This window comes from Frigoribacterium sp. 2355 (assembly GCF_054060695.1).
Window position 1 is genome coordinate 185,874 of the sequence record NZ_JBSSDL010000006.1, and the last position, 24,053, is coordinate 209,926.

The 24,053-nt window shown below is 71.5% G+C and carries 18 protein-coding genes; 15 read left to right on the top strand and 3 right to left on the bottom strand.

What is annotated here, in order from left to right; translation table 11 throughout:
- The first annotated feature begins 113 nt into the window (after nt 1-113).
- The 6 genes from ACVJ1F_RS09750 (at nt 114) to ACVJ1F_RS09775 (ending at nt 8,843) form a co-directional block, all read left to right on the top strand.
- Nucleotides 114-1,487: a cell division protein PerM gene (locus ACVJ1F_RS09750; protein ID WP_456885829.1), complete on the top strand. Its 1,374-nt coding sequence runs from the start codon at nt 114-116 to the stop codon at nt 1,485-1,487.
- 67 nt (nt 1,488-1,554) lie between these two features.
- Entirely contained in the window at nt 1,555-2,148 is a 594-nt protein-coding gene (purN, locus tag ACVJ1F_RS09755; RefSeq protein WP_054147430.1) for a phosphoribosylglycinamide formyltransferase, read from the top strand.
- Complete coding sequence (purH, locus tag ACVJ1F_RS09760; RefSeq protein ID WP_456885831.1) at nt 2,145-3,809, top strand: bifunctional phosphoribosylaminoimidazolecarboxamide formyltransferase/IMP cyclohydrolase; 1,665 nt, start codon at nt 2,145-2,147, stop codon at nt 3,807-3,809. The genes purN and purH overlap by 4 nt, the downstream gene beginning before the upstream one ends.
- A 430-nt stretch (nt 3,810-4,239) precedes the next feature.
- Entirely contained in the window at nt 4,240-6,075 is a 1,836-nt protein-coding gene (locus ACVJ1F_RS09765) for an ABC transporter ATP-binding protein (protein ID WP_456885833.1), read from the top strand.
- On the top strand, nt 6,072-7,997 hold the full coding sequence (locus ACVJ1F_RS09770; protein WP_456885835.1) for an ABC transporter ATP-binding protein: 1,926 nt from the start codon (nt 6,072-6,074) through the stop codon (nt 7,995-7,997). The genes ACVJ1F_RS09765 and ACVJ1F_RS09770 overlap by 4 nt, the downstream gene beginning before the upstream one ends.
- A 57-nt stretch (nt 7,998-8,054) precedes the next feature.
- On the top strand, nt 8,055-8,843 hold the full coding sequence (locus ACVJ1F_RS09775; protein WP_456885837.1) for a GNAT family N-acetyltransferase: 789 nt from the start codon (nt 8,055-8,057) through the stop codon (nt 8,841-8,843).
- Nucleotides 8,844-8,952: 109 nt separating this feature from the next.
- Here the strand turns inward: ACVJ1F_RS09775 and ACVJ1F_RS09780 are convergent, their stop codons facing one another.
- Complete coding sequence (locus ACVJ1F_RS09780; RefSeq protein WP_456885839.1) at nt 8,953-9,351, bottom strand: MGMT family protein; 399 nt, start codon at nt 9,349-9,351, stop codon at nt 8,953-8,955.
- Between the two features lie 25 nt (nt 9,352-9,376).
- Nucleotides 9,377-9,847 (bottom strand): GNAT family N-acetyltransferase, encoded by a 471-nt coding sequence (locus ACVJ1F_RS09785; protein WP_043594266.1) that lies wholly within the window; start codon nt 9,845-9,847, stop codon nt 9,377-9,379.
- Nucleotides 9,848-9,946: 99 nt separating this feature from the next.
- On the opposite strand from ACVJ1F_RS09785, the gene ACVJ1F_RS09790 reads away from it, so the two are divergent.
- The 5 genes from ACVJ1F_RS09790 to ACVJ1F_RS09810 all read left to right on the top strand — a co-directional run bounded on the left by ACVJ1F_RS09790 (nt 9,947) and on the right by ACVJ1F_RS09810 (nt 17,825).
- Nucleotides 9,947-11,221 (top strand): ROK family transcriptional regulator, encoded by a 1,275-nt coding sequence (locus ACVJ1F_RS09790; RefSeq protein ID WP_402752722.1) that lies wholly within the window; start codon nt 9,947-9,949, stop codon nt 11,219-11,221.
- Between the two features lie 216 nt (nt 11,222-11,437).
- Nucleotides 11,438-12,826 (top strand): extracellular solute-binding protein, encoded by a 1,389-nt coding sequence (locus tag ACVJ1F_RS09795; protein WP_456885842.1) that lies wholly within the window; start codon nt 11,438-11,440, stop codon nt 12,824-12,826.
- Between the two features lie 4 nt (nt 12,827-12,830).
- Nucleotides 12,831-13,817, top strand: a complete 987-nt coding sequence (locus tag ACVJ1F_RS09800; protein WP_056043381.1) for a carbohydrate ABC transporter permease — start codon at nt 12,831-12,833, stop codon at nt 13,815-13,817.
- Between the two features lie 2 nt (nt 13,818-13,819).
- Nucleotides 13,820-14,656, top strand: a complete 837-nt coding sequence (locus tag ACVJ1F_RS09805) for a carbohydrate ABC transporter permease (protein WP_043594260.1) — start codon at nt 13,820-13,822, stop codon at nt 14,654-14,656.
- A 94-nt stretch (nt 14,657-14,750) separates the two neighbouring features.
- Complete coding sequence (locus ACVJ1F_RS09810; protein ID WP_456885844.1) at nt 14,751-17,825, top strand: alpha-mannosidase; 3,075 nt, start codon at nt 14,751-14,753, stop codon at nt 17,823-17,825.
- A gap of 145 nt (nt 17,826-17,970) precedes the next feature.
- On the opposite strand, the gene ACVJ1F_RS09815 is transcribed toward ACVJ1F_RS09810, so the two are convergent.
- Nucleotides 17,971-18,897, bottom strand: a complete 927-nt coding sequence (locus ACVJ1F_RS09815; protein ID WP_159825065.1) for an ROK family protein — start codon at nt 18,895-18,897, stop codon at nt 17,971-17,973.
- 339 nt (nt 18,898-19,236) lie between these two features.
- Between ACVJ1F_RS09815 and ACVJ1F_RS09820 the strand changes: the two genes are divergently transcribed.
- From ACVJ1F_RS09820 to ACVJ1F_RS09835, 4 genes are all read left to right on the top strand, one after another.
- Nucleotides 19,237-20,469, top strand: coding sequence for an ROK family protein (locus ACVJ1F_RS09820; protein ID WP_456885846.1), 1,233 nt, complete (start codon nt 19,237-19,239; stop codon nt 20,467-20,469).
- 201 nt (nt 20,470-20,670) lie between these two features.
- Nucleotides 20,671-21,993 (top strand): extracellular solute-binding protein, encoded by a 1,323-nt coding sequence (locus ACVJ1F_RS09825; RefSeq protein ID WP_456885848.1) that lies wholly within the window; start codon nt 20,671-20,673, stop codon nt 21,991-21,993.
- A gap of 106 nt (nt 21,994-22,099) precedes the next feature.
- On the top strand, nt 22,100-23,101 hold the full coding sequence (locus tag ACVJ1F_RS09830; RefSeq protein ID WP_200412434.1) for a carbohydrate ABC transporter permease: 1,002 nt from the start codon (nt 22,100-22,102) through the stop codon (nt 23,099-23,101).
- On the top strand, nt 23,098-24,051 hold the full coding sequence (locus tag ACVJ1F_RS09835) for a carbohydrate ABC transporter permease (protein WP_199736328.1): 954 nt from the start codon (nt 23,098-23,100) through the stop codon (nt 24,049-24,051). The genes ACVJ1F_RS09830 and ACVJ1F_RS09835 overlap by 4 nt, the downstream gene beginning before the upstream one ends.
- Nucleotides 24,052-24,053: the final 2 nt, after the last annotated feature.

Here is a 24,053-nt window from a genome sequence, read left to right on the forward strand (position 1 = left end):
CGACGGACACGCCCGTCGTCGTGCGTGCGGGCCGGCGGGTGCGGAGCGGCGTCGTCGTCGCGGGCGGCGGGGCAGCAGGCCGGCCCCGGTCGGCACCGGTACAGTCGCTCGCGATGAACCGCCCAGTCACCGCTCTCTTCTCCGCGCTCGAAGCCCTGCTCGTCGTGGCCATCGGCGTCGGCATCCCCCTCGTCGTGCTGACCTCGCTCTGGGCGTTCCAGTACGGCCTGCAGATCGACTGGGTCGTCTTCTGGCGCGCAGCCGTCGACTCGTGGCTCGTCGGGCACGGCGCCGACCTGACCGTCCAGCTCAGCGCCGACGCGGCCGCGGCGACCGGCATCCCCGGGGCGGACGCTCCCATCGTCGTCTCTCTGGCCGCGCTCGGCTTCGCCCTGCTCACGGTGCTGATGGGCGTCCGCGCGGGCCGCGCCGCGGCCGAGACCGCGCACCGCCTGACGGGCGTGCTCGTGACCATCGGCACCTTCGCCCTGCTGTCCCTCGCCCTGGCGGCCTCCGCGCAGCACGAGCTCGCACGCCCGTCGTTGTGGCAGGGCACGCTCCTGCCCGCGCTCGTGTACGCCGTGCCCGTCGTGGCCATGGCGGAGGTCACGCGCCGGCGTCGGGGCGAGGCCGCCGACCCGGTCACCGGTGCCGTGATCGGGCTCCTGTCGCGACTGCCCCGACAGGTGACCGGCATCGCGGCCGCCGGACTGCGGCTCGGGACCGTGGCCGCATCCGCCGTCCTGGCCGTGTCGGCCCTGATCGTCTCGGTGCTCATCGTGACGAACTACGCCCAGATCATCACCCTGTACGAAGGCGCGCACGGCGGGTTCCTCGGAGGGCTCGCGTTGACGCTCGGTCAACTCGCCCTGCTCCCCGACGTCGTCGTGTGGGCGGCGTCGTGGCTGGTCGGCCCCGGCTTCGCCATCGGCACCGGGTCGTCGATCTCGCCCCTGGGCACCGCCGTCGGCCCGATGCCCGCGATCCCCTTCCTCGGCGCCCTGCCCACCGCCGACCTGACGTTCGGTTTCGTCGGGCTGCTGGTCCCGGTCGTCGCCGCGTACGTCTGCGCGACCCTCCTGAGGCCGCGGCTGCAACGGATGCTCGCCGGGTACGGGGTCGACGACCTGGTCCGTCGCATCGTCGTCGCGGTCGTCGGCGGGCTCGTCGGGGGAGCGCTGCTCGGTCTGCTCGCCTGGGCGGCCTCCGGCTCGGCCGGGCCCGGACGCCTGACCGACGTCGGACCCGACCCGCTGCTGGTCGGCGGGTTCGCGGCGCTCGAGTTCGCCGTCGCCGGCGTGCTCGCGATGGTCGTGACGCCACCGAGGTTCGCGGGTGATCGAGCCGAGACGACGCCGGACGGCTTCGGCGCGAAGCGGCACGACGACCCGGTCGTCGACGACACCACGCCGACGGGCCCTGTGCCCGTGACCACCCTGCGGCGCGACGGCGACGACACCGAGCGCATCGAGGGCATCACGCGCTGACGCCGTCGTCCGACGGACCGCCGACCGCCCCCCCCGGTGCGCGCGCCCGGGCCGCTAGGCTTGCCGGGTGCTCAAGCTCGTGGTGCTCATCTCCGGTGGCGGCTCGAACCTCCGGGCTCTGCTCGAGGCCGCGAGCGACGCCGAGTACCCCGCCCGGGTGGTCGCCGTCGGCGCCGACCGCGAGGCCGACGGCTTCGAGCACGCCGAGCACTTCGGGGTGCCGACCTTCTCAGTCGCCTTCTCGAACTTCGCCGACCGTGCCGCCTGGGGTGACGAGCTGCTGGCCCAGATCGAGCAGTGGCAGCCCGACCTCGTCGTGCTCAGCGGTTTCATGCGACTCGTGCCGCCACGGGTCGTCGCCGCCCTGGCACCGAACCTGATCAACACGCACCCCGCCTACCTGCCCGAGTTCCCCGGCGCGCACGGCGTGCGCGACGCGCTCGCGGCGGGCGTCGAGCAGACGGGCGCGAGCGTCATCGTCGTCGACGAGGGCGTCGACAGCGGCCCGATCCTCGCCCAGCGTCGCATCCCCGTCCTGCCCGGCGACGACGAGTCGTCGCTGCACGACCGCATCAAGGTCGTCGAGCGCGAACTGCTCGTCCAGACCGTGCTCGACATCGCCAACGGAACGACCACCCTCGAACAGGAGCCCACCGCATGAGCGGCCACGCCATCGACCCCAGCCTCTACCGCGACCGTGACGCCGTGACCGTGCGTCGTGCCCTGATCAGCGTCAGCGACAAGACCGGCCTGCTCGACCTGGCCGCCGCCCTCTCGGCCTCCGGCGTCGAGATCGTGTCGACCGGCTCGACCGCCCAGACCATCCGGGACGCCGGCCACGCCGTCACCGAGGTCAGCAGCGTCACCGGGTTCCCCGAGTCGCTGGACGGCCGCGTCAAGACGCTGCACCCCGCGGTGCACGCCGGCATCCTCGCCGACCTGCGGCTCGAGTCGCACGAGGTGCAGCTGGCCGAACTCGACATCGCCGCGTTCGAGCTCGTCGTCGTCAACCTCTACCCGTTCGTCGAGACCGTCGCCTCGGGTGCCGACGTGCCGACCGTCATCGAGAACGTCGACATCGGGGGGCCCGCGATGGTCCGGGCCGCCGCGAAGAACCACGCCAACGTCGCGATCGTCGTCTCGCCGACGAACTACCCGCAGATCGAGAAGGCGCTCACGCTGGGGGGCACGACCCTCGCCCAGCGTCAGCGCCTGGCCGGCGAGGCCTTCGCCCACACGGCCGCGTACGACACGGCAGTCGCGGCGTACTTCGCCGCACACGTGGGTGTGCGCGCCGAGGCCGACGCGTCCGCCGCGGCGACCGGCGCCTCCTCGTCCGTCGTCGACGAGCAGGAGGCGCGGGCCGGCTTCGAGCCCACGGTCACCGTCTCGGCCGAGCTGCAGGACACCCTCCGCTACGGCGAGAACTCCCACCAGGCCGCCGCGATCTACGCGACGCCCGGGGCGCACGGCATCGCGCAGGCGACGCAGCTGCACGGCAAGGCGATGTCGTACAACAACTACGTCGACGCGGACGCGGCCCTGCGCGCCGCCTACGACTTCGACGAGCCCGCCGTCGCGATCATCAAGCACGCGAACCCGTGCGGCATCGCCGTGGCCTCGCCCGACGCCGTCGACGCCATCGCCGACGCGCACCAGCGGGCGCACGCGTGCGACCCCGTCTCCGCGTTCGGCGGCGTCATCGCAGCCAACCGCCCGGTGACCCGCGCCATGGCCGAGACCGTCGCGGACATCTTCACCGAGGTCGTCATCGCCCCGGCGTTCGAGCCCGAGGCCGTCGAGATCCTCAGCGCGAAGAAGAACATCCGCCTGCTGACCCTGCCCGCCGACTTCACCCGCGACGCGCGCGAGGTCAAGCAGATCTCGGGTGGCCTGCTCGTCCAGGACGCCGACCGGTTCGACGCGTTCACGTCCGACGGCTGGACGCTGGTGGCGGGTGACGAGGCCGACGCCTCGACGAGAGCCGACCTCGAGTTCGCCTGGAAGGCCTCGCGCGCCGTCAAGTCGAACGCGATCCTGCTCGCCTCGGGCGGCGCGTCCGTCGGGGTGGGCATGGGCCAGGTCAACCGCGTCGACTCGTGCCACCTCGCGGTCGACCGCGCCGGTGCACGTGCCGCCGGGTCGGTCGCGGCGTCCGACGCGTTCTTCCCCTTCGCCGACGGCCTGCAGGTGCTGCTCGACGCCGGCGTGGCCGCGGTCGTCCAGCCCGGCGGGTCGATCCGCGACGACGAGGTCGTGGCCGCGGCGAAGGCTGCCGGCGTGACCATGTACTTCACGGGCGAGCGCCACTTCTTCCACTAGGCCTTCGTCGCCCGGGGCCCCGGAGGCGCGCGTCGCGTCGTCCACGATTCCGAACCGTTCCGTCTTGCGGCGGAGTCGACGGCACGCATATCCTGTAAGGCTGCTCACAGCCGGTCGGACACGACCGCACGGACGGATGACGACACTCAGGAGGACATGATGACGACGACGACACTGACCACGGTGGGCACGGCCACCGACGGTGCTCGCGTGGGTCGCGCCTCCTCGGCGTCTCCGAGCCCGGCGCCGATCGTCTAGACGAGACGGTCCGCCGCCCACCGGCACCCCTCCGACACACCGCCCGCCGACGTCTCCGGGCGCGACCGCGGGGACCGCGCGTCCTCCCCGGACGGTCGCCGCACCACCTTCTCCACCACGGGTCACCGCTCCGTTCGGTCGCCCGTGCCAGATCACGACACTTGGATCACCCATGTCTCAGAAGTCCTCGTCCGCACGCCCGCCCGACCCGGCGAAGCGCCCCTCGACGGTGCAGTCGCTCGTGCGGCTCCACCCCTACGTCAAGCCGGCCCTGCCCCGCATCGTGCTGGGCATGGTCGCGGCCCTGCTCGCCGCCGTCGTCGCCCTGCTGATCCCCCTCGTCCTGCAACTGCTCGTCGACGGCCCCCTGTCGAGCGGGGACCGATCGCAGGTCTGGCCCGCGTTCGCCGTCGTGCTGGGCCTCGGAGTGGCCGAGGCGATCCTGATCGGTGCCCGCCGTCGCCTGGTGCTCACACCGAGCACGCACGTCGAGGCGACCATGCGCAACGCCCTCTACGCCAAGCTGCAAGACCTGCCGGTGTCGTTCCACGACCGTTGGCAGAGCGGTCAGCTGCTCAGCCGGTCGGTCAGCGACCTGAGCCTCATCCGCCGCTGGCTCGCGTTCGGCGTCGTGCTGCTCGTGGTCAACGTGCTCACGATCGTCGTCGGCTTCGTCGTCCTGTTCTCGTACAGCTGGGTGCTCGGCCTCGTCTTCCTCGTGGCGTCGCTGCCCGTGTTCTTCGTCAGCTTCGCGTTCGAGAAGCGCTACTCGGTCGTCGCCCGCCGCAGCCAGGACCAGGTCGGCGACCTGGCGACCAGCGTCGAGGAGAGCGTCCACGGCATCCGCGTGCTCAAGGCCTTCGGTCGCGGCAAGCACTCGCTGCGCGAGTTCGCCAAGCAGGCCGAGGACCTCCGTGGGACCGAGATCGAGAAGGCGAAGGCCATCTCGAAGCTGTGGCTCTGGCTGCTGCTCGTCCCCGACGTGGCCTTCGCGCTCTGTCTGCTCGGCGGCGTCTGGTTGGCCGCCGACGGCCAGCTGACCGTCGGCCAGCTGTTCGCCTTCTTCGCGACGGCGACCGTGCTGCGCTGGCCGGTCGAGTCGATCGGCTTCCTCCTGTCGATGACCTTCGACACCCGCACGGCCGTCGACCGCTACTTCGAGGTGATGGACAGCGAGAACACGGTGACCGACCCCGAGGACCCGGCGACGATCGCCGAACCCCACGGTCGACTCGAGTTCAAGGGCACGCACTTCCGGTACCAGGACTCGCCGGCCCAGTTCTCCGACCTCGTCAACGGGGTCGACCTCGTCGTCGAGCCCGGCGAGACGATGGCCCTCGTCGGTCTCACCGGTTCGGGCAAGACGACGCTCCTGTCGCTCGTGTCCCGGCTATACGACGTCACCGGCGGGCAGGTCCTGATCGACGGTGTCGACGTCCGCGACCTCAGCCGTGAAGAGCTCCGCCGTCACATCGGCATGGCCTTCGAGGACGCGACGCTGTTCAGTGCGTCCGTCCGTGACAACGTCCTGCTCGGTCGCCCCGACCTCGCCGACGACGCCGACGAGGCCGACCGGGTGATGCGCGAGGCACTCGAGATCGCGCAGGCCGACTTCGTCGAGCGGCTGCCCGAGGGCGTCGACACCCGCGTGGGTGAAGAGGGCCTCAGCCTGTCCGGCGGCCAGCGTCAGCGCCTCGCGCTGGCACGTGCCATCGCCGCGCGCCCGGCCGTGCTGGTGCTCGACGACCCGTTGTCGGCCCTCGACGTCGACACCGAGGCGCGGGTCGAGGCCGGTCTGCGACGCGTGCTCGCGTCCACGACCTCGCTGATCGTCGCGCACCGGCCGTCGACGGTGACCCTGGCCGACCGGGTCGCGCTGCTCCAGAACGGCACGGTCACCGCGGTGGGCCGGCACTCCGACCTCATCGCGAGCAACGAGCACTACCGCTACGTCATCTCGTCGCTCGACGACGACTCCACCACCACCCGAGAGGAGGTGCTCGCATGACCGACACGACACTCGAGGACGACCGTCCCGATCGTCCGGCGGTCGCCGACGGCCCCGTCGAGCGCGAGGCGTTGGACGGCCGCACGCCGGCCGAGAAGCGCGCCGAGCAGGGCTCGACGACGCAGGGCGTCCGCGGCGAGGAGCGCGAGAACTTCACCAAGGACGAGAGCAAGAGGCTCCGCCGTCGGTCGCTGCGCCTCCTCGGCTCGCTCGTGCACCCGCTGCGCTGGCGACTCGCGTTGATGGGCGTCGTCGTCGTGATCAGCACGGCCTCGCAGGTCGCGGGGCCGGCCCTGATCGCGATCGGCATCGACACCGCCCTGCCGGCCCTGATGGACGACCAGGACTGGGCACCGGCGATCCTCGTCGTGGTCGCCTACCTGGTGACCGGCGTGATCGGTGCGGTGCTGATGGCGCAGTACACGGTGCTGTCGGCGCGCATCAGCCAGGCGATCCTGTTCGACCTGCGCAAGCGGCTGTTCCTGCACACGCAGCGGCTCAGCCTCGAGTTCCACGAGACGTACACGTCGGGCCGCATCATCTCGCGCCAGACGAGCGACCTGGACTCGATCCGCGAGCTGCTCGACTCGGGCATCAACCAGCTCGTGTCGGGCCTGCTGTACATGGTCTTCACCGCCATCGCCCTGGTCGCGCTCGACCCGCAGAGCGGCCTCGTCCTCGCCGTCGCCCTCGTGCCGCTCGTCGCGTTGACCCGGTGGTTCCAGGTGCGCTCGCAGAAGCTGTTCCGGGCGACGCGCGTCACGAGCGCCCGCGTCATCGTGCACTTCGTCGAGACGATGACGGGCATGCGTGCCGTGCAGGCCTTCCGCAAGGAGGCGCGCAACGAGAAGGAGTACGCCGGTCACGTCGAGGACTACCGGCAGGCCAACTCGAAGGTGTTCACGTTGTTCGGCACCTTCGACCCGGGCCTGGTGCTCATCGGCAACGCGACCCTCGCGGCGGTCGTGCTGTTCGGCGGCTTCCGGGTGATCGACGGCTCGCTCGAGATCGGTGCCCTGCTGGCGGTGGCGCTGTACGCGAAGCGGTTCTTCGACCCGGCCGAAGAGATGGCCATGTTCTACAACGGCTACCAGTCGGCGTCGGCCGCGCTCGAGAAGATCTCGGGCGTGCTCGAGGAGCAGCCGAGCGTGCCCGACCCGACGCGCCCGGTCGACCTGTGGAACGCCAAGGGGCAGGTGCACTTCGACGACGTCGAGTTCGCCTACAACGCCGACACGGTCGTGCTGCCCGGCTTCGACCTCCACGTGCCGGCGGGGCAGACCATCGCCCTCGTCGGGTCGACAGGGGCCGGCAAGTCGACGTTGGCGAAGCTCATCTCGCGCTTCTACGACCCGACGCGCGGTGCCGTGACGCTCGACGGCGTCGACCTGCGCGACCTGCACCCGAAGGACCTCCGCCGCGCCATCGTCATGGTGACGCAGGAGGCGTACCTCTTCTCGGGTTCGGTGGCCGACAACATCTCGCTCGGCAAGCCCGACGCGACGCGCGACGAGATCGTGCGGGCGGCGAAGGCGGTCGGGGCGCACGAGTTCATCGAGGCCCTGCCCGACGGGTACGACACCGACGTGAACAAGCGCGGCGGCCGGGTGTCGGCCGGGCAACGCCAGTTGCTGTCGTTCGCCCGGGCGTTCATCGCGAACCCGAGCGTGCTGATCCTCGACGAGGCGACCGCGTCGCTCGACATCCCGTCCGAGCGCATGGTGCAAGAGGCCCTGCAGACGCTGCTCGCCGACCGCACCGCCGTCATCATCGCGCACCGCCTGTCGACGGTCGCGATCGCCGACCGGGTGCTCGTGATGGAGCACGGCAAGATCGTGGAGGACGGCACCCCCGACGACCTGATCGCGGGCACCGGCCGCTTCGCGCAGCTCCACGCCGCGTGGCGCGACTCGCTCGTGTGAGGCGGGGCCCGGACGGCGGGCCCCGCCCGCCGTCCGGGCTCGGCTAGCGTGGCCTCGATGACCGACGCGACGAGCTACCTGCAGGCCTACGACGAGCAACTCCGCACCGACGCCGAGACGCCGAGCGCGATCGCGGTCACCCGCCACGGTCCGTTGCGGCTCGTCACCTTCGCCGGTGGTCGCGGGTTCGTCACCTACAGCGACCTCGGCGACGCGGACGCCGACGCGGTGCGCGCGCTGGTGGCGGCCGCCGTCGAGCACTTCGACGCCGACGACGAGATCACCCGGATCGAGTGGAAGACCCGGGGGCACGACCGTGCCCCCGGGCTGCACGACGCACTCATGGCCTCGGGTTTCGAACCCGGCGAGCCCGAGTCGATCATGATCGGGCCGCTCGCCGCACTCGCGGGCCTCGGCGAGGTGCCCGAGGGCGTGACGGTGCGTCGGGTCGCCACCGAGGCGGACGTGCGGGCGATGAGTGCGATGGTCGACGAGGCGTTCGGCGAGGCGGTCGACGCGCGGATGGCCGACGCGCTGCTGTCCCGGTTGGGCCGTGGCGACGGCATGGAGCTCTGGGTCGCCGAGGTCGACGGCCGGATGGTCAGCGGAGGCCGGCTCGAACCCGTCCCCGGCACGGACTTCGTCGGCATCTGGGGCGGCGCCACGCTCGAGGCGTACCGCCACCGGGGCATCTACCGGGCGTTGACCGCGGCGCGCGCGCGTTCTGCCCTCGCGCAGGGCAAGACCCTCGTGCACAGCGACTCGACCGACGACTCGCGTCCGATCCTCGAGCGGTCGGGTCTGGTCGCCGTGTCGACGACGACCCCCTACGACCGGACGCGCTGAGGCGACCCGGGCGACGGCGGGCGGCGCCGGGGAAGGCGGGCGGTCGTGGACGACCGCCTCCGACGAACACGCCCGTCCCGGTGATGCCGGTGGTTCGTGGCGCAGTCGCTCAGGGACGGTGGGAGGCGCGCTCCAGATCGACGCGGAAGGTGCCCGACCGGCTCCACAGCAGAGGCGTGCCCTCGACGCGGTACTGCTCGAGGGCGCGCTGCTCGTGGTCGCGCGGGGCGTGGCCCGAGGCGCGGATCACCCGCCACCAGGGCAGGTCGGCCCCGGCGTACGCCATCACCTGGCCGACGGCACGGGAGGCCCGCGACCCGAGGGCGGCGGCGACCGACCCGTAGGTCATCACGCGGCCCGGCGGGATCGACTCGACGACGGCGACGACCTGCGAGACGAAGTCGTCGGGGGCGGGCGCGGGGCCGGGGGCCAGGTCGGGGTCGGGGTCGGGGTCGGGGCCGGGGTGCGGCGCGGGCTCGCCGCCGCGGGCGGAGGCGCCCGGGGTCACGACGTCGACCTCACGCGGTGCCGGCTCAGACCTGTGACGACGCCAGGGTCAGTCCCGCGACGTGCTCGCCGTAGGGCGTCTCGCCGATGACCTCGAAGCCGATGTGGTGGAAGAAGTCCTCGGGCCCGTCGTCACCCGGCTCGTAGATGACGGTGACCCGGTCGAAGCCGCGGCTGCGGGCCTCGTCGGCGAGGGCGTGCACGGCGAACCGGCCGATGCCCCGGCCCTGGGCGTCGGCCTCGACGTTGATGCGCCAGATGCAGCTGCGCAGCGCCTCGTCGTCGGCCTCGGCGTCGAAGTTGCCCATGATGAAGCCGACCACCGTGTCGTCGTCGTCGACCACGACGCGGGGCCAGGCGGTGGTCGGGTTGACGTACGCCTCGGCGATCGAGTGCGAGACGGGGGCGACGAACTGCTCTTGCCCCGGCTTGAGGGTGAGGTTGTTGGCCGCGACGACGGTGGCGGCGGACAGTTCTTCGAGGCGCAGTCCAGACATGCGTTCAGGGTAACGGGGCGTCCCGACGGGCACCACCGTCGGGCGGATGACCGGCGGTGGTGCGCGCGCGACCCCCCGACGTCGTGGATGATGACGAGAATGAACCGCGGGACGAACCTGCCGGCGATCGGCGGCTACAACCGGTCGGTCGTGCTCGACGCCATCCGGCGGGAGAGCGCGGGCCTCAGCCGGACCGAGATCGCCGGACGCACCGGACTCAGCCCCCAGGCCGTGACCAACGTCTCGCGCCGATTGATCGAGGCGGGGCTCATCCGCGAGAGCGGTACCGTCATCAGCGGTCCCGGCAAGCCCCGCACCATGCTGCAGCTCGAGTCCCGCGGGCGGTTCGCCGTGGGCGTGCACATCGACCCGGCCGTGCTGACGTTCGTCCTGCTCGACCTCGTCGGCACGGTCGTCGCCCACGCCCGAGAGTTGACGCCCTCCGCCAGCGAACCCGACGAGGTGGTGGCCCTGATGGCACGGGCCATCGACGGGCTGGTCGTCACGAGCGGCGTCGACCGCGACCTGCTGCTGGGGGTCGGCATCGCCTCGCCCGGCCCGGTCGACATCGAGCCGGGTCTCGTGCTCGACCCCCCGATGATGCCCCTCTGGCGGCACGTGCCGTTGCGTCGGGCGCTCAGCGAGGCGACCGGTCTGCCGGTGCTGCTCGAGAAGGACGTCACGGCCTGCGCGGTCGCCGAGCTCTGGCTCAGCGACGGAGGCGCGGGTGAGCGCAGCGACTTCGCCTTCGTCTACTACGGCACCGGTTACGGCACCGGGCTCGTGCTCGGCGGCGACGTGCTGCGCGGGGCCAGCGCGAACGCGGGGGACTCGGGGCACGTGATGGTCGACGACCACGGCCACCGATGCACCTGCGGGCGCATCGGCTGCGTCGGGGAGCTCATCACGCCGCACGCCCTCGTGCGGGAGGCCGCGGCCACGGGAGTGCTGCTCGAGGGGGACGTCTCGGACGAGGCGCTCGCCGAGGCGGCTCGCAGCGGGGACGACGTCGACATGCGCCGCATCGACGAGGCGTTCGGCGCCCTGGTCGGCAAGGCCGACCTGGGAGACGCGGGCGCCCTCGGGGTGCTGCACGGCGCGGGCCGACACCTCGCGCGCGCCCTCGTGACCATCGTCAACCTGCTCGACCTCGACGAGGTCGTCTTCGGCGGCCCGTTCTGGGCGCCGCTGTCGCGGCACGTCCTCGCGGTGCTGCCGGCCGCGCTCCGCGACGACCCGGCGCTGATCCCGAAGCACCCGATCCGGCTCGTCGAGTCGTCGATCGGCATCGACGTCGCGGCCGTCGGAGCCGCCTGCCTCGTGCTCGACCAGACGTTCTCGCCGCGACCCTCCGCCCTGCTGATCCGCGCCTGACGGGGCCGACCCGCGCCTCCTCGGGTCCCGACCCGCGCCTCCTGCGGTCGCGACCCGCGCCTCGCGGGGGCCCGACCCGCGCCTCCTCGGCTCGGGCGCCGTTACCGGACCGATGCGGGCCGACGTCTTGACACGAGTTACTCCATACGATGTAGTAATCGCATCGCGGTCGGGCAGAGCAGCCCGGCGCCGACGCGACTGGAGCAAAGGAGCACCATGTCACGCACGTTCACCTCGGTCCGGGGGCGCAAGCGCGCACTGGCCGTCGCCGCCGCAGCGGTCGCCACGGCCCTGCTGGCCTCGGGTTGCTCGGGGGGCGCCGGCAGCGGCGACTCCGACACCATCAAGGTCGCGTACCAGAAGTTCGGGACGTTCACGCAGATGGACGCCCACATGAAGGAGACCGCGAAGACCTTCGAGGCGGCCAACCCCGGCATGAAGGTCGAGTTCGTACCCATCGCGGCGCAGAACGACGACTACTTCACCAAGCTCGCGCTGATGAACCGGTCGGCGGCCACCGCGCCCGACGTCATGTACGAGGACACCTTCAAGGTCAAGAGCGACGCAGCCGCCGGCTACCTGCTGCCGCTCGACGAGTACACCGACGCGTGGGAGGACTGGGACGCGTTCTACGACAACGCCAAGGAGGCCGGCGTCGGCGAGGACGGCAAGACCTACGGCATCCCGATGGGCACCGACACCCGGGCGCTCTGGTACAACGAGGACCTCTTCGCGCAGGCCGGCCTGCCCGTGCCGTGGGAGCCGAAGACCTGGCAGGACGTGCTCGACGCGGCCGAGACGGTCAAGGCGAAGGTGCCCGACGTCGTCCCGCTCAACGTGTACTCGGGCAAGCCGCAGGGCGAGGGCGCGACCATGCAGGGCTTCGAGATGCTGCTGTACGGCACGCCGACCGGCACCCTGTACGACGACGAGACCGGCAAGTGGCTCACCGACTCGCAGGGCTTCGTCGACTCGCTCGGCTTCATCGAGGACGTCTACCAGGGCGGCATCGGACCGAAACCCGAGGAGGCGCTGGACACCAACATCGCCACCATCGTCGGAGGGGAATGGCTTCCGCAGGGCAAGCTCGCGATCGCCCTCGACGGCTCGTGGATGAGCGGCACCTGGCTGGAGACCGGCACCAACCCGTGGCCCGAGTGGAACGACGTGATGGGCCAGGCGCCGATGCCCACCCAGGACGGTGCGAAGCCGGGTGCGACGAGCATGTCGGGCGGCTGGACGCTGGCCGTCGGCTCGAAGACCAAGAACCCCGACAAGGCGTTCGAGTTCATCGCCGACGCCCTCGACAAGGACGGTTCGCAGAGCTACGACATCGCCGCCAGCCAGATCGCGGTGCGCAGCGACGTCGCCGAGGACCCCGAGTACGTCGGCAGCAACCCGACCTTCGAGTTCTTCTCGTCGATCGTGCCGGTGACGCACTTCCGTCCGGCGACCACCGACTACAGCCGCATCTCGAACGAGATCACCGTCGCGATGGAGGCCGTCATGACGGGCCAGCAGAGCCCCGAGGAGGCGGCCGCCGCCTTCGACGACCAGCTGGTCGGCATCGTCGGTGAGGACCAGACGCAGAAGGCGGGGGACTAGCCACATGGCGACCATCGCCCCCACCCCGGTCGGCCGTGAGAGCGGCCGACCGGGGGCCTCCGGGCCCGGCCCCGGGCCCCACGGCGAGAAGCCGGGTCGCCGGGCGGGGGCGTCGAAGGCGCGCGCCCTGCGCACCGGCGCCCGCACCCTGCCGCTCGTCCCGGCCTTCGTCCTGCTGGCCCTGTTCCTGCTGGGGCCCGTCATCTCGAGCTTCTACGGCTCGTTCACCGACGCGTCGCTGACCGGCTACGCCGCCGGCGGCTCGGAGTTCATCGGGTTCCGCAACTACACCGAGCTGTTCGCCGACCCGGACTTCCCGAAGTCGGTGCTGCTGACGCTCGCCTTCGTCTTCTTCTCGGCCGTGGTGGGCCAGAACGTCGTCGGCCTGGGGCTCGCGCTACTGATGCGGAACGGCCACAAGGTCGTGCGCTCGATCGTCGGCACGTTCGTCATCGCCGCGTGGGTGCTGCCCGAGATCGTCGCCGCCTTCGCGGCGTACGCGTTCTTCAACGACGCGGGCACGCTCAACACGGTCCTGTCGTGGTTCGGCATCACGGGCGCCAACTGGCTCTACGCGATGCCGATGCTCTCGGTGATCCTCGCCAACATCTGGCGTGGTGCCGCGTTCTCGATGCTCGTCTACTCGGCGGCGGTGCAGGAGGTGCCCCCCGAGATCACCGAGTCGGCGGAGGTCGACGGCGCCACCGGTTGGCAACGCCTGGTCTTCATCACGCTGCCGGTCATCCGACGGAGCATCTCGACCAACCTCATGCTGACCACGTTGCAGACGCTCTCGGTGTTCACCTTGATCTACGTGATGACCGGCGGCGGGCCCGGCGTCAACAGCACGACCCTGCCGATCCTGGCCTACCAGGAGGCGTTCCAGTTCTCGCAGCTCGGCTTCGGGACCGCCATCGCCACGATCATGCTGCTCGTCGGCGCGGTCTTCTCGATCATCTACATCAGAGCCCTCAAACCGGAGGTCGACTGACCATGGCCATGACCTCACCCAGCGGCCGCAGCATGAAGGCCGTCTCGAACGCCGTGCTGATCGTCATCGCGATCTGCTTCGCCGTCCCGCTCGCCTGGCTGCTGCTGGCCTCGTTCGACCCGTCGGCCACGCTGTCGGCGAAGGTGCCGTCGCAGTTCACGCTCGACAACTTCACCGCCGTGCTGACGCCCGAGATCTCGTTCGTCCCGCTCGCCAACAGCCTCATCGTGTCGGGCGGCTGCGCCCTGGTGACCGTCGTCGTGGCGATCCTCGCGGCGTACCCGCTCTCGCGGTACCGGATGCGAATCAACAAGCCGTTCCTCTACGGCATCCTCTTCGGCACCGGCCTGCCCATCACCGCGATGATGGTCCCCGTCTACAGCCTGTTCGTCTCGCTGAACCTGATCGACTCGATCGGCGGCACGGTGTTCTTCCTGGCCGCGACCAGCCTGCCGATGGCGATCTGGATGGCGAAGAACTTCATGGACTCGGTGCCGATCTCGCTCGAAGAGGCCGCGTGGACCGACGGGGCCTCGATGTTCTCGACCCTGACGCGCATCGTGGTGCCGCTCATGCGGCCGGGCATCGCCGTGGTGTTCATCTTCGTGTTCATCCAGGCCTGGGGGAACTTCTTCGTGCCGTTCGTCCTGCTTCTCAGCCCCGACAAGCAGCCGGCGGCCGTGAGCATCTTCAACTTCTTCGGGCAGTACGGCTCGGTGGCGTACGGCCAGCTGGCGGCGTTCTCGATCGTCTACTCGGTGCCCGTCATCGCGTTGTACGTCCTCGTCTCGCGGACCCTCGGCGGCTCGAACGCGCTGGCCGGCGCCGTGAAGGGGTGAGGCGCCTCCCCACCAGTGCCCCCGCCGCCCTCCCGGTCCACAGAACGACCCGCCCCACCGTGCGCCCCGGCGCGCCCGTCAGGAGACTGATCCCATGCACGACAACACCGTCCTCGTCGAGGCCCGCATCGACCGCTTCGTCCGCGACCGCATCACCCCGGCGGTCTACCGCCGGGCCGTCCCGCTGACGATCACGGCCTGGGAGGCGCCGGGTGAGCCGGTCCCCTTCGCCGAGGCCGTCTCGCAGACGTTCGAGCCGTTCGTCGTCGGCTCGCCGTGGAGCAGGCCGTGGGGCACCACGTGGTTCCACGTCACGGGGACGGTCCCCGACGACCTCGGCACCGACCCGGCGACCGCCCTCGAACTCGTCGTCGACCTGGGCTTCAGCATCAGGCAGCCCGGGTTCCAGGCCGAGGGCCTCGTCTGGCGACCCGACGGCACGATCGTCAAGGCCATCGAGCCGTACAACGGCTACGTGCCGCTGACGGCGATCGGCGCGGGCGTCACCCCGGGCAGCACGATCGACGTCTACGTCGAGGCCGCGTCGAACCCCGACATCGGTGGCGACGACTTCCACGGCGAGACACCGCTCGGCGACCCCGAGACCGCGGGCGTCGCCCCGATCTACGCCCTGCGCAGCATCGTGCTCGCCGAACGCGACGAGGTGGTCGCCGAACTCGACCGCGACGTCTGGACCCTCGTCGGGCTGATGCGCACCCTCGCGCTCACGTCGCCGCGACGGCACGAGATCCTGCGGGCGCTCGACCGGATGTGCGACGTCGTCGACCACGCGGACGTCGCGGGGACCGCGGCAGCCGGGCGTGCCGCGCTCGCCGACGTGCTCGCGGCACCGGCGAACGCGAGCGCGCACCGGGTCGTCGCGACCGGCCACGCGCACATCGACTCGGCCTGGCTCTGGCCCGTCCGCGAGACCCAGCGCAAGGTCGCCCGCACCTTCTCGAACGTCGTCGCCCTGATGGACGACGACCCCGAGTTCGTCTTCGCCGCGTCGAGCGCGCAGCAGTACGCCTGGCTGAAGGAGCGCTACCCCGAGCTCTACGCGCGGGTGCGCGAGAAGGTCGCCGAGGGGCGGTTCGTGCCCGTCGGCGGCATGTGGGTCGAGTCCGACACGAACATGCCCGGCGGCGAGGCCCTCGCCCGGCAGTTCGTCGCGGGCAAGGGATTCTTCCTCCGGGAGTTCGGCATCGACAACGACGAGGTGTGGCTGCCCGACTCGTTCGGCTACACCGGGGCGATGCCTCAGATCGCCCGAGCGGCCGGCGCCAGCTCGTTCTTCACCCAGAAGGAGTCCTGGAACGAGACCAACCGCATGCCGCACCACACGTTCCTCTGGGAGGGGATCGACGGCAGCCGCGTCTTCACGCACTTCCCGCCCGTCGACACGTACAACTCCGACCTCTCGCCGGCCGAGCTCGCCCACGCCGAGAGCGGCTACGCCGAGAAGGGGTTCTCGAACGTCTCGATCGTCCCGTTCGGCTGGGGTGACGGCGGCGGCGGCCCGACCCGCGAGATGATGGCGGCCGCGCGCCGGGCCGGCGACCTCGAGGGCTCGCCCCGCGTGACCGTCGGCACCCCCGCCTCCTTCTTCGCGCAGGCACGGGCCGAGCTGGCCGACCCGGCCGTGTGGTCGGGCGAGATGTACCTCGAGTTCCACCGCGGCACCTACACGTCGCAGGCCCGCACCAAGCAGGGCAACCGTCGCAGCGAACACCTGCTGCGCGAGGCCGAGCTGTGGAGCGCCACGGCGACCGCACGCGGCCTGCTCGACTACCCCTACGACGAGCTCGAAGAGATCTGGCACGTCGTGCTGCTCCAGCAGTTCCACGACATCCTGCCCGGGTCGTCGATCGCGTGGGTGCACCATGAGGCCGAGCGGCACTACGCGCGGGTCGCCGAGCAGCTCGAGGCGGTCATCGGTTCGGCCCAGCGGGCGCTGGCGGGGACGGGGTCGGCGACGACCACGTTCAACGCCGGGCCGGTCCCGTCGGCCGGGGTCGACGCCGCGGCCGGGTCGGCCGCGGGCCGGGCCCAGGAGGCGGGGGTCGGGTCGGTGGGACCGGTCGCCTCCGACGGCGGCTGGGTGCTCGACAACGGGTTCGTGCGTGCGGTGTTCGACGGTGACGGCCTGGTCGCCTCGCTCGTCGACGCCACGTCGGGACGCGACCTCGTCGCCCCGGGCGCACGGCTCGGGCTGCTGCAGCTCTTCCGCGACACCCCCAACCAGTGGGACGCCTGGGACGTCGACCAGGCGTACAAGAACGTCCGCACCGACCTGGTCGAGGCCGAGTCGGTCGTCGTCGACGGCGGCGCGCTCGTCGTCACCCGCCGCATCGGCGACTCGACCATCGTGCAGCGCTGGTGGCTCGACGACGACGAGGGCGAACTGCACGTGCAGACCGAGGTCGACTGGCACGAACGGCAGAAGCTGCTCAAGCTGGCGTTCCCGCTCGACGTGCACGCCGACCGGGCGGCCTCCGAGGTGCAGTTCGGTCACGTGCAGCGCCCGACCCACCAGAACACGTCGTGGGACTTCGCCCGGTTCGAGACCGTCGCGCACCGCTGGGTGCACGTCGCCGAGCCCGGCTTCGGCGTGGCCGTGGCGAACGATGCGACGTACGGCCACGACATCACGCGGAGCACCCGCGACACGGCCGAGGGCGGCGACGGCGGCACGACGACGCTCGTGCGCCAGTCGCTGCTGCGGGCACCGACGTTCCCCGACCCGCACGCCGACCAGGGGCGGCACGTGCTGCGCTCGTCCGTGCGGGTCGCGCCCGACGTGCTCGACGCCGCGACCGCGGGCTACCGCATGAACCTGCCCGTCCGACGGGTCGAGGGGTCGTCGGGCGCCAGGGTCGCTCCGCTGGTGTCGTCGTCGTCGCCGGCCGTGCTGGTCGAGGCGGTCAAGCTGGCCGAGGACCGGTCAGGCGACCTGATCGTGCGGCTCTACGAGGCTCGCGGTGCTCGGGCGGCCACCACCGTCACGGTCGACGCCGACAGCGGGTTCGGCGAGGCGTGGCGCACCGACCTCATCGAGCGCGAGTTGGCGTCGGGCACGGCCGGGGCCGGTCGGTGGGCGTCGGGCTCCGCGGTCGAGTTGACGCTGCGCCCGTTCGAGATCGTGACGCTGCGGGTGGCCCGGGCGTAGCGCAGCACCTGCGGGCACTGCACCGCGAGATGGTCACAGCGCCAGGTTCTCTCCTGGAGCTGTCACCATCTCGTGGCCGTGCGGCGCTGCGGCGCTGCGGCGGTACGGCGCTGCGGCGGCGTGGCGGGCAGGGCCGTGGTGGCGGTCAGAGGGCGGCGGCGACGGCCGTCGCGGGTCCGCGGGCGCCGATCGTCGCGGCACCGACGGCCGCCACCGGGAACCCCGGCGGCAGCAGCTCGATGCGCGACGACAGCTCGAGCGAGGCGAGGAACGGCGACCCCGCCGCCCACCGGTCGAGCACCCCGGCGACGTCGTCGAGCAGGGGGCGACCCAGGTTGCTGAGCCCGCCGCCGATCACGACGGAGTCCACGTCGGTCGTCAGGACGAGGAGGCGCACCGCGGCCGCCACCCCTGCCGCGAGGTCGGCACGCACGCGGACGGCCTCGGGGTCGCCGGCGTCGGCCGCCGCGAACAGCGCCACGGCCGGGTACGCCCCCTCGGTCGGCCAGTGACGGGACACCGCGGCGCCGGCCGCGACGGTCTCGAGGCAGCCGCGCTGCCCGCAGGGGCAGAGCTCGCCCCCGGGGTCGACGGGGACGTGACCGATCTCGCCCGAGACGCCCCGCGAGCCGCGCCAGAGTTCGCCGTCGACGACGAGGCCCGCAGCGAGGCCGGTGCCGAGGTTGAGGTAGCCGACGGACCCCGACAGCGACATGGCGAGGTACGCGCCGAGCGCGGCCGCGTTGACGTCGTTCTCGACCCGGACCGGGACCCCGAGCCGGGCGCTCAGCGTCGGCCCCACGGCGACGTCGTCGAAGCCGATGTTCACGGCGTGCCGCACGCGACCCGTCGTGCCGTCGACGAGGCCGGGGATGCCGACGCCGACCGACTCGAAGGCCTCGACGGCGACGCCGGAGCGGTCCGCCAACGAGGCGACCGCCGTGGCCGCGTTCGTCAGCACGGCATCGGGGCCGAACCCCGTGGGCAGGCGGAGGCGATGGACGGGGGCTCCGGACCCGTCGACGACGACCGCGTCGATCTTGGTGCCGCCGATGTCGAGGCCGACCCTCACGGCCACTCCGTCGACCCGGCTGCGGACGGTCCCGCCGGCGCACCGCCGACGGCGCCGTGAGGCGCGGCGACGGACACGGTGGCGAGCGTGGACATGTTTGTTAGTAAAGCTTACGAACCTGGTCGCGGCAAGGGGGCGCGGCCCGTGGGTCGCCGTGTTTCGGGTGTTGACCGCCGGTGTTTCGTGTGCGTAAACTCGCCGCCACGCACCTTGACACGTGTTTGTAAGGCCCATTTACTAACGGCACGCCACCACGGCGGCGCCATCCGGCACCGCTGCCGACGGGCCCTCTCACCGGGTCCGAGGTCGGCGACGACGCCGAGACGAGAGGACGCGCCCGTGACCAGCACGACGATCACCCGGCAGCAGCAGCCGCCGGTCCGCGCCCACAACCGGTCCCTCCTCCTGCAGGCCCTGTACCGCGACGGCTCCATGAGTCGAGCCGACCTCGCGCGTCGCTCGGGTCTGACGCGCCCCACCGTCTCCGCCCTCGTCGCCGAACTCATCGACGACGGCATCGCCCGCGAGCTCGGCGTCCGTGACGACGCGCGGGTCGGCAAGCCGGCGACGCTCGTCGGCATCGAGTCGGACGCCTTCCACATCGTCACGGTCGACCTGTCGAGTGCCGAGCGTTTCGTCGGGGCCGTCGTCGACCTGCGGGGCGGGGTCGTCGAGCGCGCCGGGGTCGAACTCGACGGGGCCGTCGGCGAGGCCGCCGTGAGCCTGGTCGAGCGGCTCGTCGACGACCTCGCCTCGCGGACGACCCGCCGGCTGCTCGGGGTCGGCGTCGCGACCCCCGGCATCGTCGACCACGACGGCGTCGTGCGCACGGCCGTCCACCTCGGTTGGTACGACCTCCCGCTGCGGTCCCGACTGTCGGCCCGCACCGGTCTGCCCGTCCACGTGGGCAACGACTCCAACGCCGCGGCGATGGGCATCCGCACCTTCGGCGAAGAGGTCGGGAACGATGTGACCGGGCGGGGCGTGACCGGGCGGGGCGCGACCGGGCGGGGCGCGACCGGACCGGGCGCGACCGGACCGGCTGCAGCCGGGCAGAGCGGCGACGGGCGATCCCCGGCGGGCCAGAGCCTCATCGTCGTCACGATCGACCACGGTGTCGGGGTCGGACTGATCGTCGCCGGTGCGCTCGTCGAGGGCGACCAGTTCTCGGCCGGCGAGATCGGGCACGTGACGGTCGACGAGAACGGCGACGTGTGCGCGTGCGGTCGACGCGGCTGCCTCGAGGAGGCCATCGCCGCCCCGCAGCTGAGGGCGCGCCTCCGACAGCACGACGAGGGATCGCGCGGCGCCGTCCTCCACGAGGCCGGTCGCGCGCTCGGCCTGGTGCTCGCCCCCATCGTCAGCGCGCTCAACATCGACGAGGTCGTGCTGTCGGGCCCGGCCGACCTGGTCGAGGGCGCGATGCTGCGCGCAGCCCGCGAGACCGTCCGGCAGCGCACGCTGTCCGCCGTCAGCAACGGCCTGACGATGCGGATCGCGGGCAGCGGCACCGACCTCGCCCTGCGAGGCGCCGCGTCGTTCGTGCTGCAGGCCGAACTGGGGCTGACGTGAGCCCGGCGTCGGCCCGCCCGGCGTCGACCCGCCCGGTGCCCGGCTCGCCCGGGGCGACCGCCCCACCACAGACCTCGGGGGTCCACCCCCGGAGGCGGCGAGGGCCTCGGCCCGTGCCGCATTCCCGACCCGACGCTTGTGCGAGCGCGGGCCGGGACCACAGCGATGCGGCATCCCCGCTTCGAGAACGAGGAGATGAAATTGCGAATCCAACGCTACACGGCGGTCGGGGCCCTGGGGCTGGCCGCGGCACTCGCCCTGTCCGCCTGCTCGAGCTCGGGCACGGGCGGCAGCTCGTCCGACGAACCCCAGGCCGTGCCCACCACCAAGGGTGACGGCAAGACCCTGACGGTCTGGGTGATGACGGGCGACTACACGCCCGAGACCATCGATGCCGTCAACGAGGAGTTCACGAAGCAGACGGGCGCCGACGTCGACGTCCAGATCCAGCAGTGGGATGGCATCACCACCAAGATCAGCACGGCACTCGCCACGAGCACCCCACCCGACGTGCTCGACCTCGGCAACACGCAGGTCGCCAGCTACGCGGCCAACGGTGCACTCCTCGACCTGACGGCGTACCGCGACGACCTCGAGCAGGGTCAGACCTGGTTGACGGGTCTCGAGGAGCCCGCGACCGTCGACGACTCGCTCTACGCCGTGCCCGGCTTCGCCGGTGCCCGCGCCGTCATCTACAACAAGACGATGTGGGCCGAGGCCGGCGTGACCGAGGCGCCCACCACCTACGACGAGCTCACCGCCGACCTCGACAAGGTGAAGGCCGCGAACACGGCGTCCGACTTCTCGGCGTTCTACCTGCCCGGCCAGTACTGGTACGCGGGCATGCAGTTCGTCTGGGACGCCGGCGGAGAGATCGCCACGTCGAGCGACGGCACCTGGAAGGCGGGCCTGGCGAGCGACGAGGCGCAGCAGGGACTGGCCGACTTCACCGAGTTCCAGAACGCCTACTCGTCGCCCGCCTCGCAGACCCTCGACACCGACGCCCCCGACCAGACGCAGGTCTTCGCGGACGGCAAGACGGCGACGATCCTGCACACCAACGGCTCGATCGACCTGATCCAGAAGGCCAACCCCGCCCTGACCGACGACGACTTCGGAACGTTCCCGATGCCGGGCAAGTCGGGCGAGACGCAGCCGGTCATGCTCGGCGGCTCGGACTGGGGAATCGCGGCCAAGAGCCAGAACTCCGACCTGGCCCTGCAGTGGACCAAGATCGCCACGAGCCCGGACATCCAGAGCGAGTGGGTCGTGGGCAACGACGGCTGGATCCCGAACAGCGAGGAGGGCATCGAGGCGGCCGGCAGCGTGGTGACGCCGATCCAGAAGGGCTTCTTCGATGCCGCGCTCAACTCGAAGGCCACCCCCGCCAGCGCGAACTGGGCGGCCCTCGAGGGCGACAAGAGCATCAACCAGCTCTTCTCCTCGGTGGTCTCGGGCTCGAAGTCGCCCGAGGCGGCCGCGAAGTCCTTCGACGAGGCCACCGACGAGGCGCTGAACGACTAGCACCGAGCCCTCGGCAGCACCCCGGGGGCGTCACGCGACCACCTGATCGCGCGACGCTCCCGCCCCCTCGACCCGCACCTCCTGGACTCGAACCGAAAGAGGAACCGTGGCCCTCTCGATCGCCCCCGGTCTCACCGAGACCCCGCCCGGCGCGGCACCCGACCAGAAGGGCGGCCGGCGCCCGAAGGCCGGACGGAAGGCCCCGGTGCGCCCCGGCGGGAAGCGCCAGCTCGCTCCGCTCTGGCTGCTGTCGCCCGCGGGCATCGTGTTGCTCGCCGTGACCGTCGCGCCCATCGTGTTCCTGGTCTTCACGTCGTTCACCGACTACGACCAACGCTCGCTCTTCACCGGCGCGTACGACTCGGTCGGCGTGCAGCAGTACGCGACCCTGCTGGCCGACACCGACTTCTGGTGGTCGCTCGTCCGCACCCTGGTCTTCACGGCCGCGATGGTCGGCGGCAGCGTCCTGATCGGCACGGGCGTCTCGCACCTGCTGACCCGGCTCGGCACGCCGATGCGCTACACGGTGACCGTCGTGCTGATCCTCGCCTGGGCGATGCCCAACGTGGCGTCGTCGATCGTCTGGAAGTGGCTGTTCCAGCCCGGCTACGGCGTCGTGAACTGGCTGTTGACCCGGACCGGCCTGGTGGGCGACATGACCAACGTCGACTGGTCGAACGACGCGGCCCTCGCCTACACGAGCATCTGGCTGCTGATCGTGTGGCAGGCCGTGCCCTTCATCGCGCTGACCATGTACGCCGCCGAGACGCAGATCCCGCTCGAGTACAAAGAGGCCGCGCGGCTCGACGGGGCGAGCGAGTGGCGCGTGTACCGCACCGTCACCCTGGTCTTCCTCAAGCCGACGCTACTGCTGATCACGATCCTGTCGATCATCTGGGACTTCAACGTCTTCAACCAGATCTGGCTCGTCTCGGCCGGCGGCCCCGACGACGCCACCTCGACCCTCGGCGTCTTCACCTACGTCACCGCGTTCGTCGGCTTCGACATCGGGCAGGGTGCCGCCATCTCGGTGGTCACCACCCTGCTGCTCGTCGTGTTGACCGCGTTCTACGTCCGCAACCTCGTCCGATCCGGAGAAGACCTGTGACCACGACCGCACCCGCCGGCGTCGGCACCACGACGACCGAGACCGTCGCGCGCGACGAGAGAAGCAAGGAGGCGCGCTCGGGCCACGGCACCGGCCGCCCGTCGCCCGCCCGCCCGACCCGTCGCCGCCGGAAGCCCCGCTGGGTCAGCAACGCGATCGCGATCGTCTTCAGCCTCGTGTGGCTGTTCCCCGTCTACTGGATGGTCAACACGGCGTTCAAGCCACGCCCCGAGGTGATGACGGCCACCCCGCTGTTCTGGCCGCAGAACCCGACCCTCGACAACTTCGTCGTCGCGGTGACGCAGTCCGACTTCTTCACGAACCTGCGCAACAGCGTGATCGTCGTGGTCGGGGCCGTCGTCTTCTCGATCGTGCTCGGACTGTTCGCCTCGGCCGCCCTGTCGCGGTTCCGGTTCCGGGGGCGGCGCACGATCATGGTGTTCATCCTGATCGTCCAGATGCTGCCGGCCACGGCCCTGTTGATCCCGCAGTTCCTGATCTTTAACAGCCTCGGGCTGCTCGGCACCTACGGCGGGCTCATCCTGGCGTACGTCGCGTCGACGCTGCCCTTCTCGATCTGGGTGATGCGCGGGTTCTTCCTGGCGATCCCGGTCGAGGTCGAGGAGGCCGCGCAACTCGACGGCGCGAGCACCTGGCAGGTGCTGACGCGGATCATGTTCCCGCTCGTGCTGCCCGGCATGATCGCGACGAGCATCTTCGCCTTCATCGCGGCGTGGAACGACTACCTCGTGGCCTACACGTTCATGAAGGACCAGTCGATGTACACGCTGCCGGTCTGGCTGGCCTCGTTCAGCACGCCGACCAGCGGCACCGACTTCGGCGGACAGATGGCGGCCTCGGTGCTGTTCTCCCTGCCGGTCGTCGTCTTCTTCATGATCATCCAACGCAACCTGGTGACCGGCATGTCCGCCGGCGCCGTGAAGGGCTGACC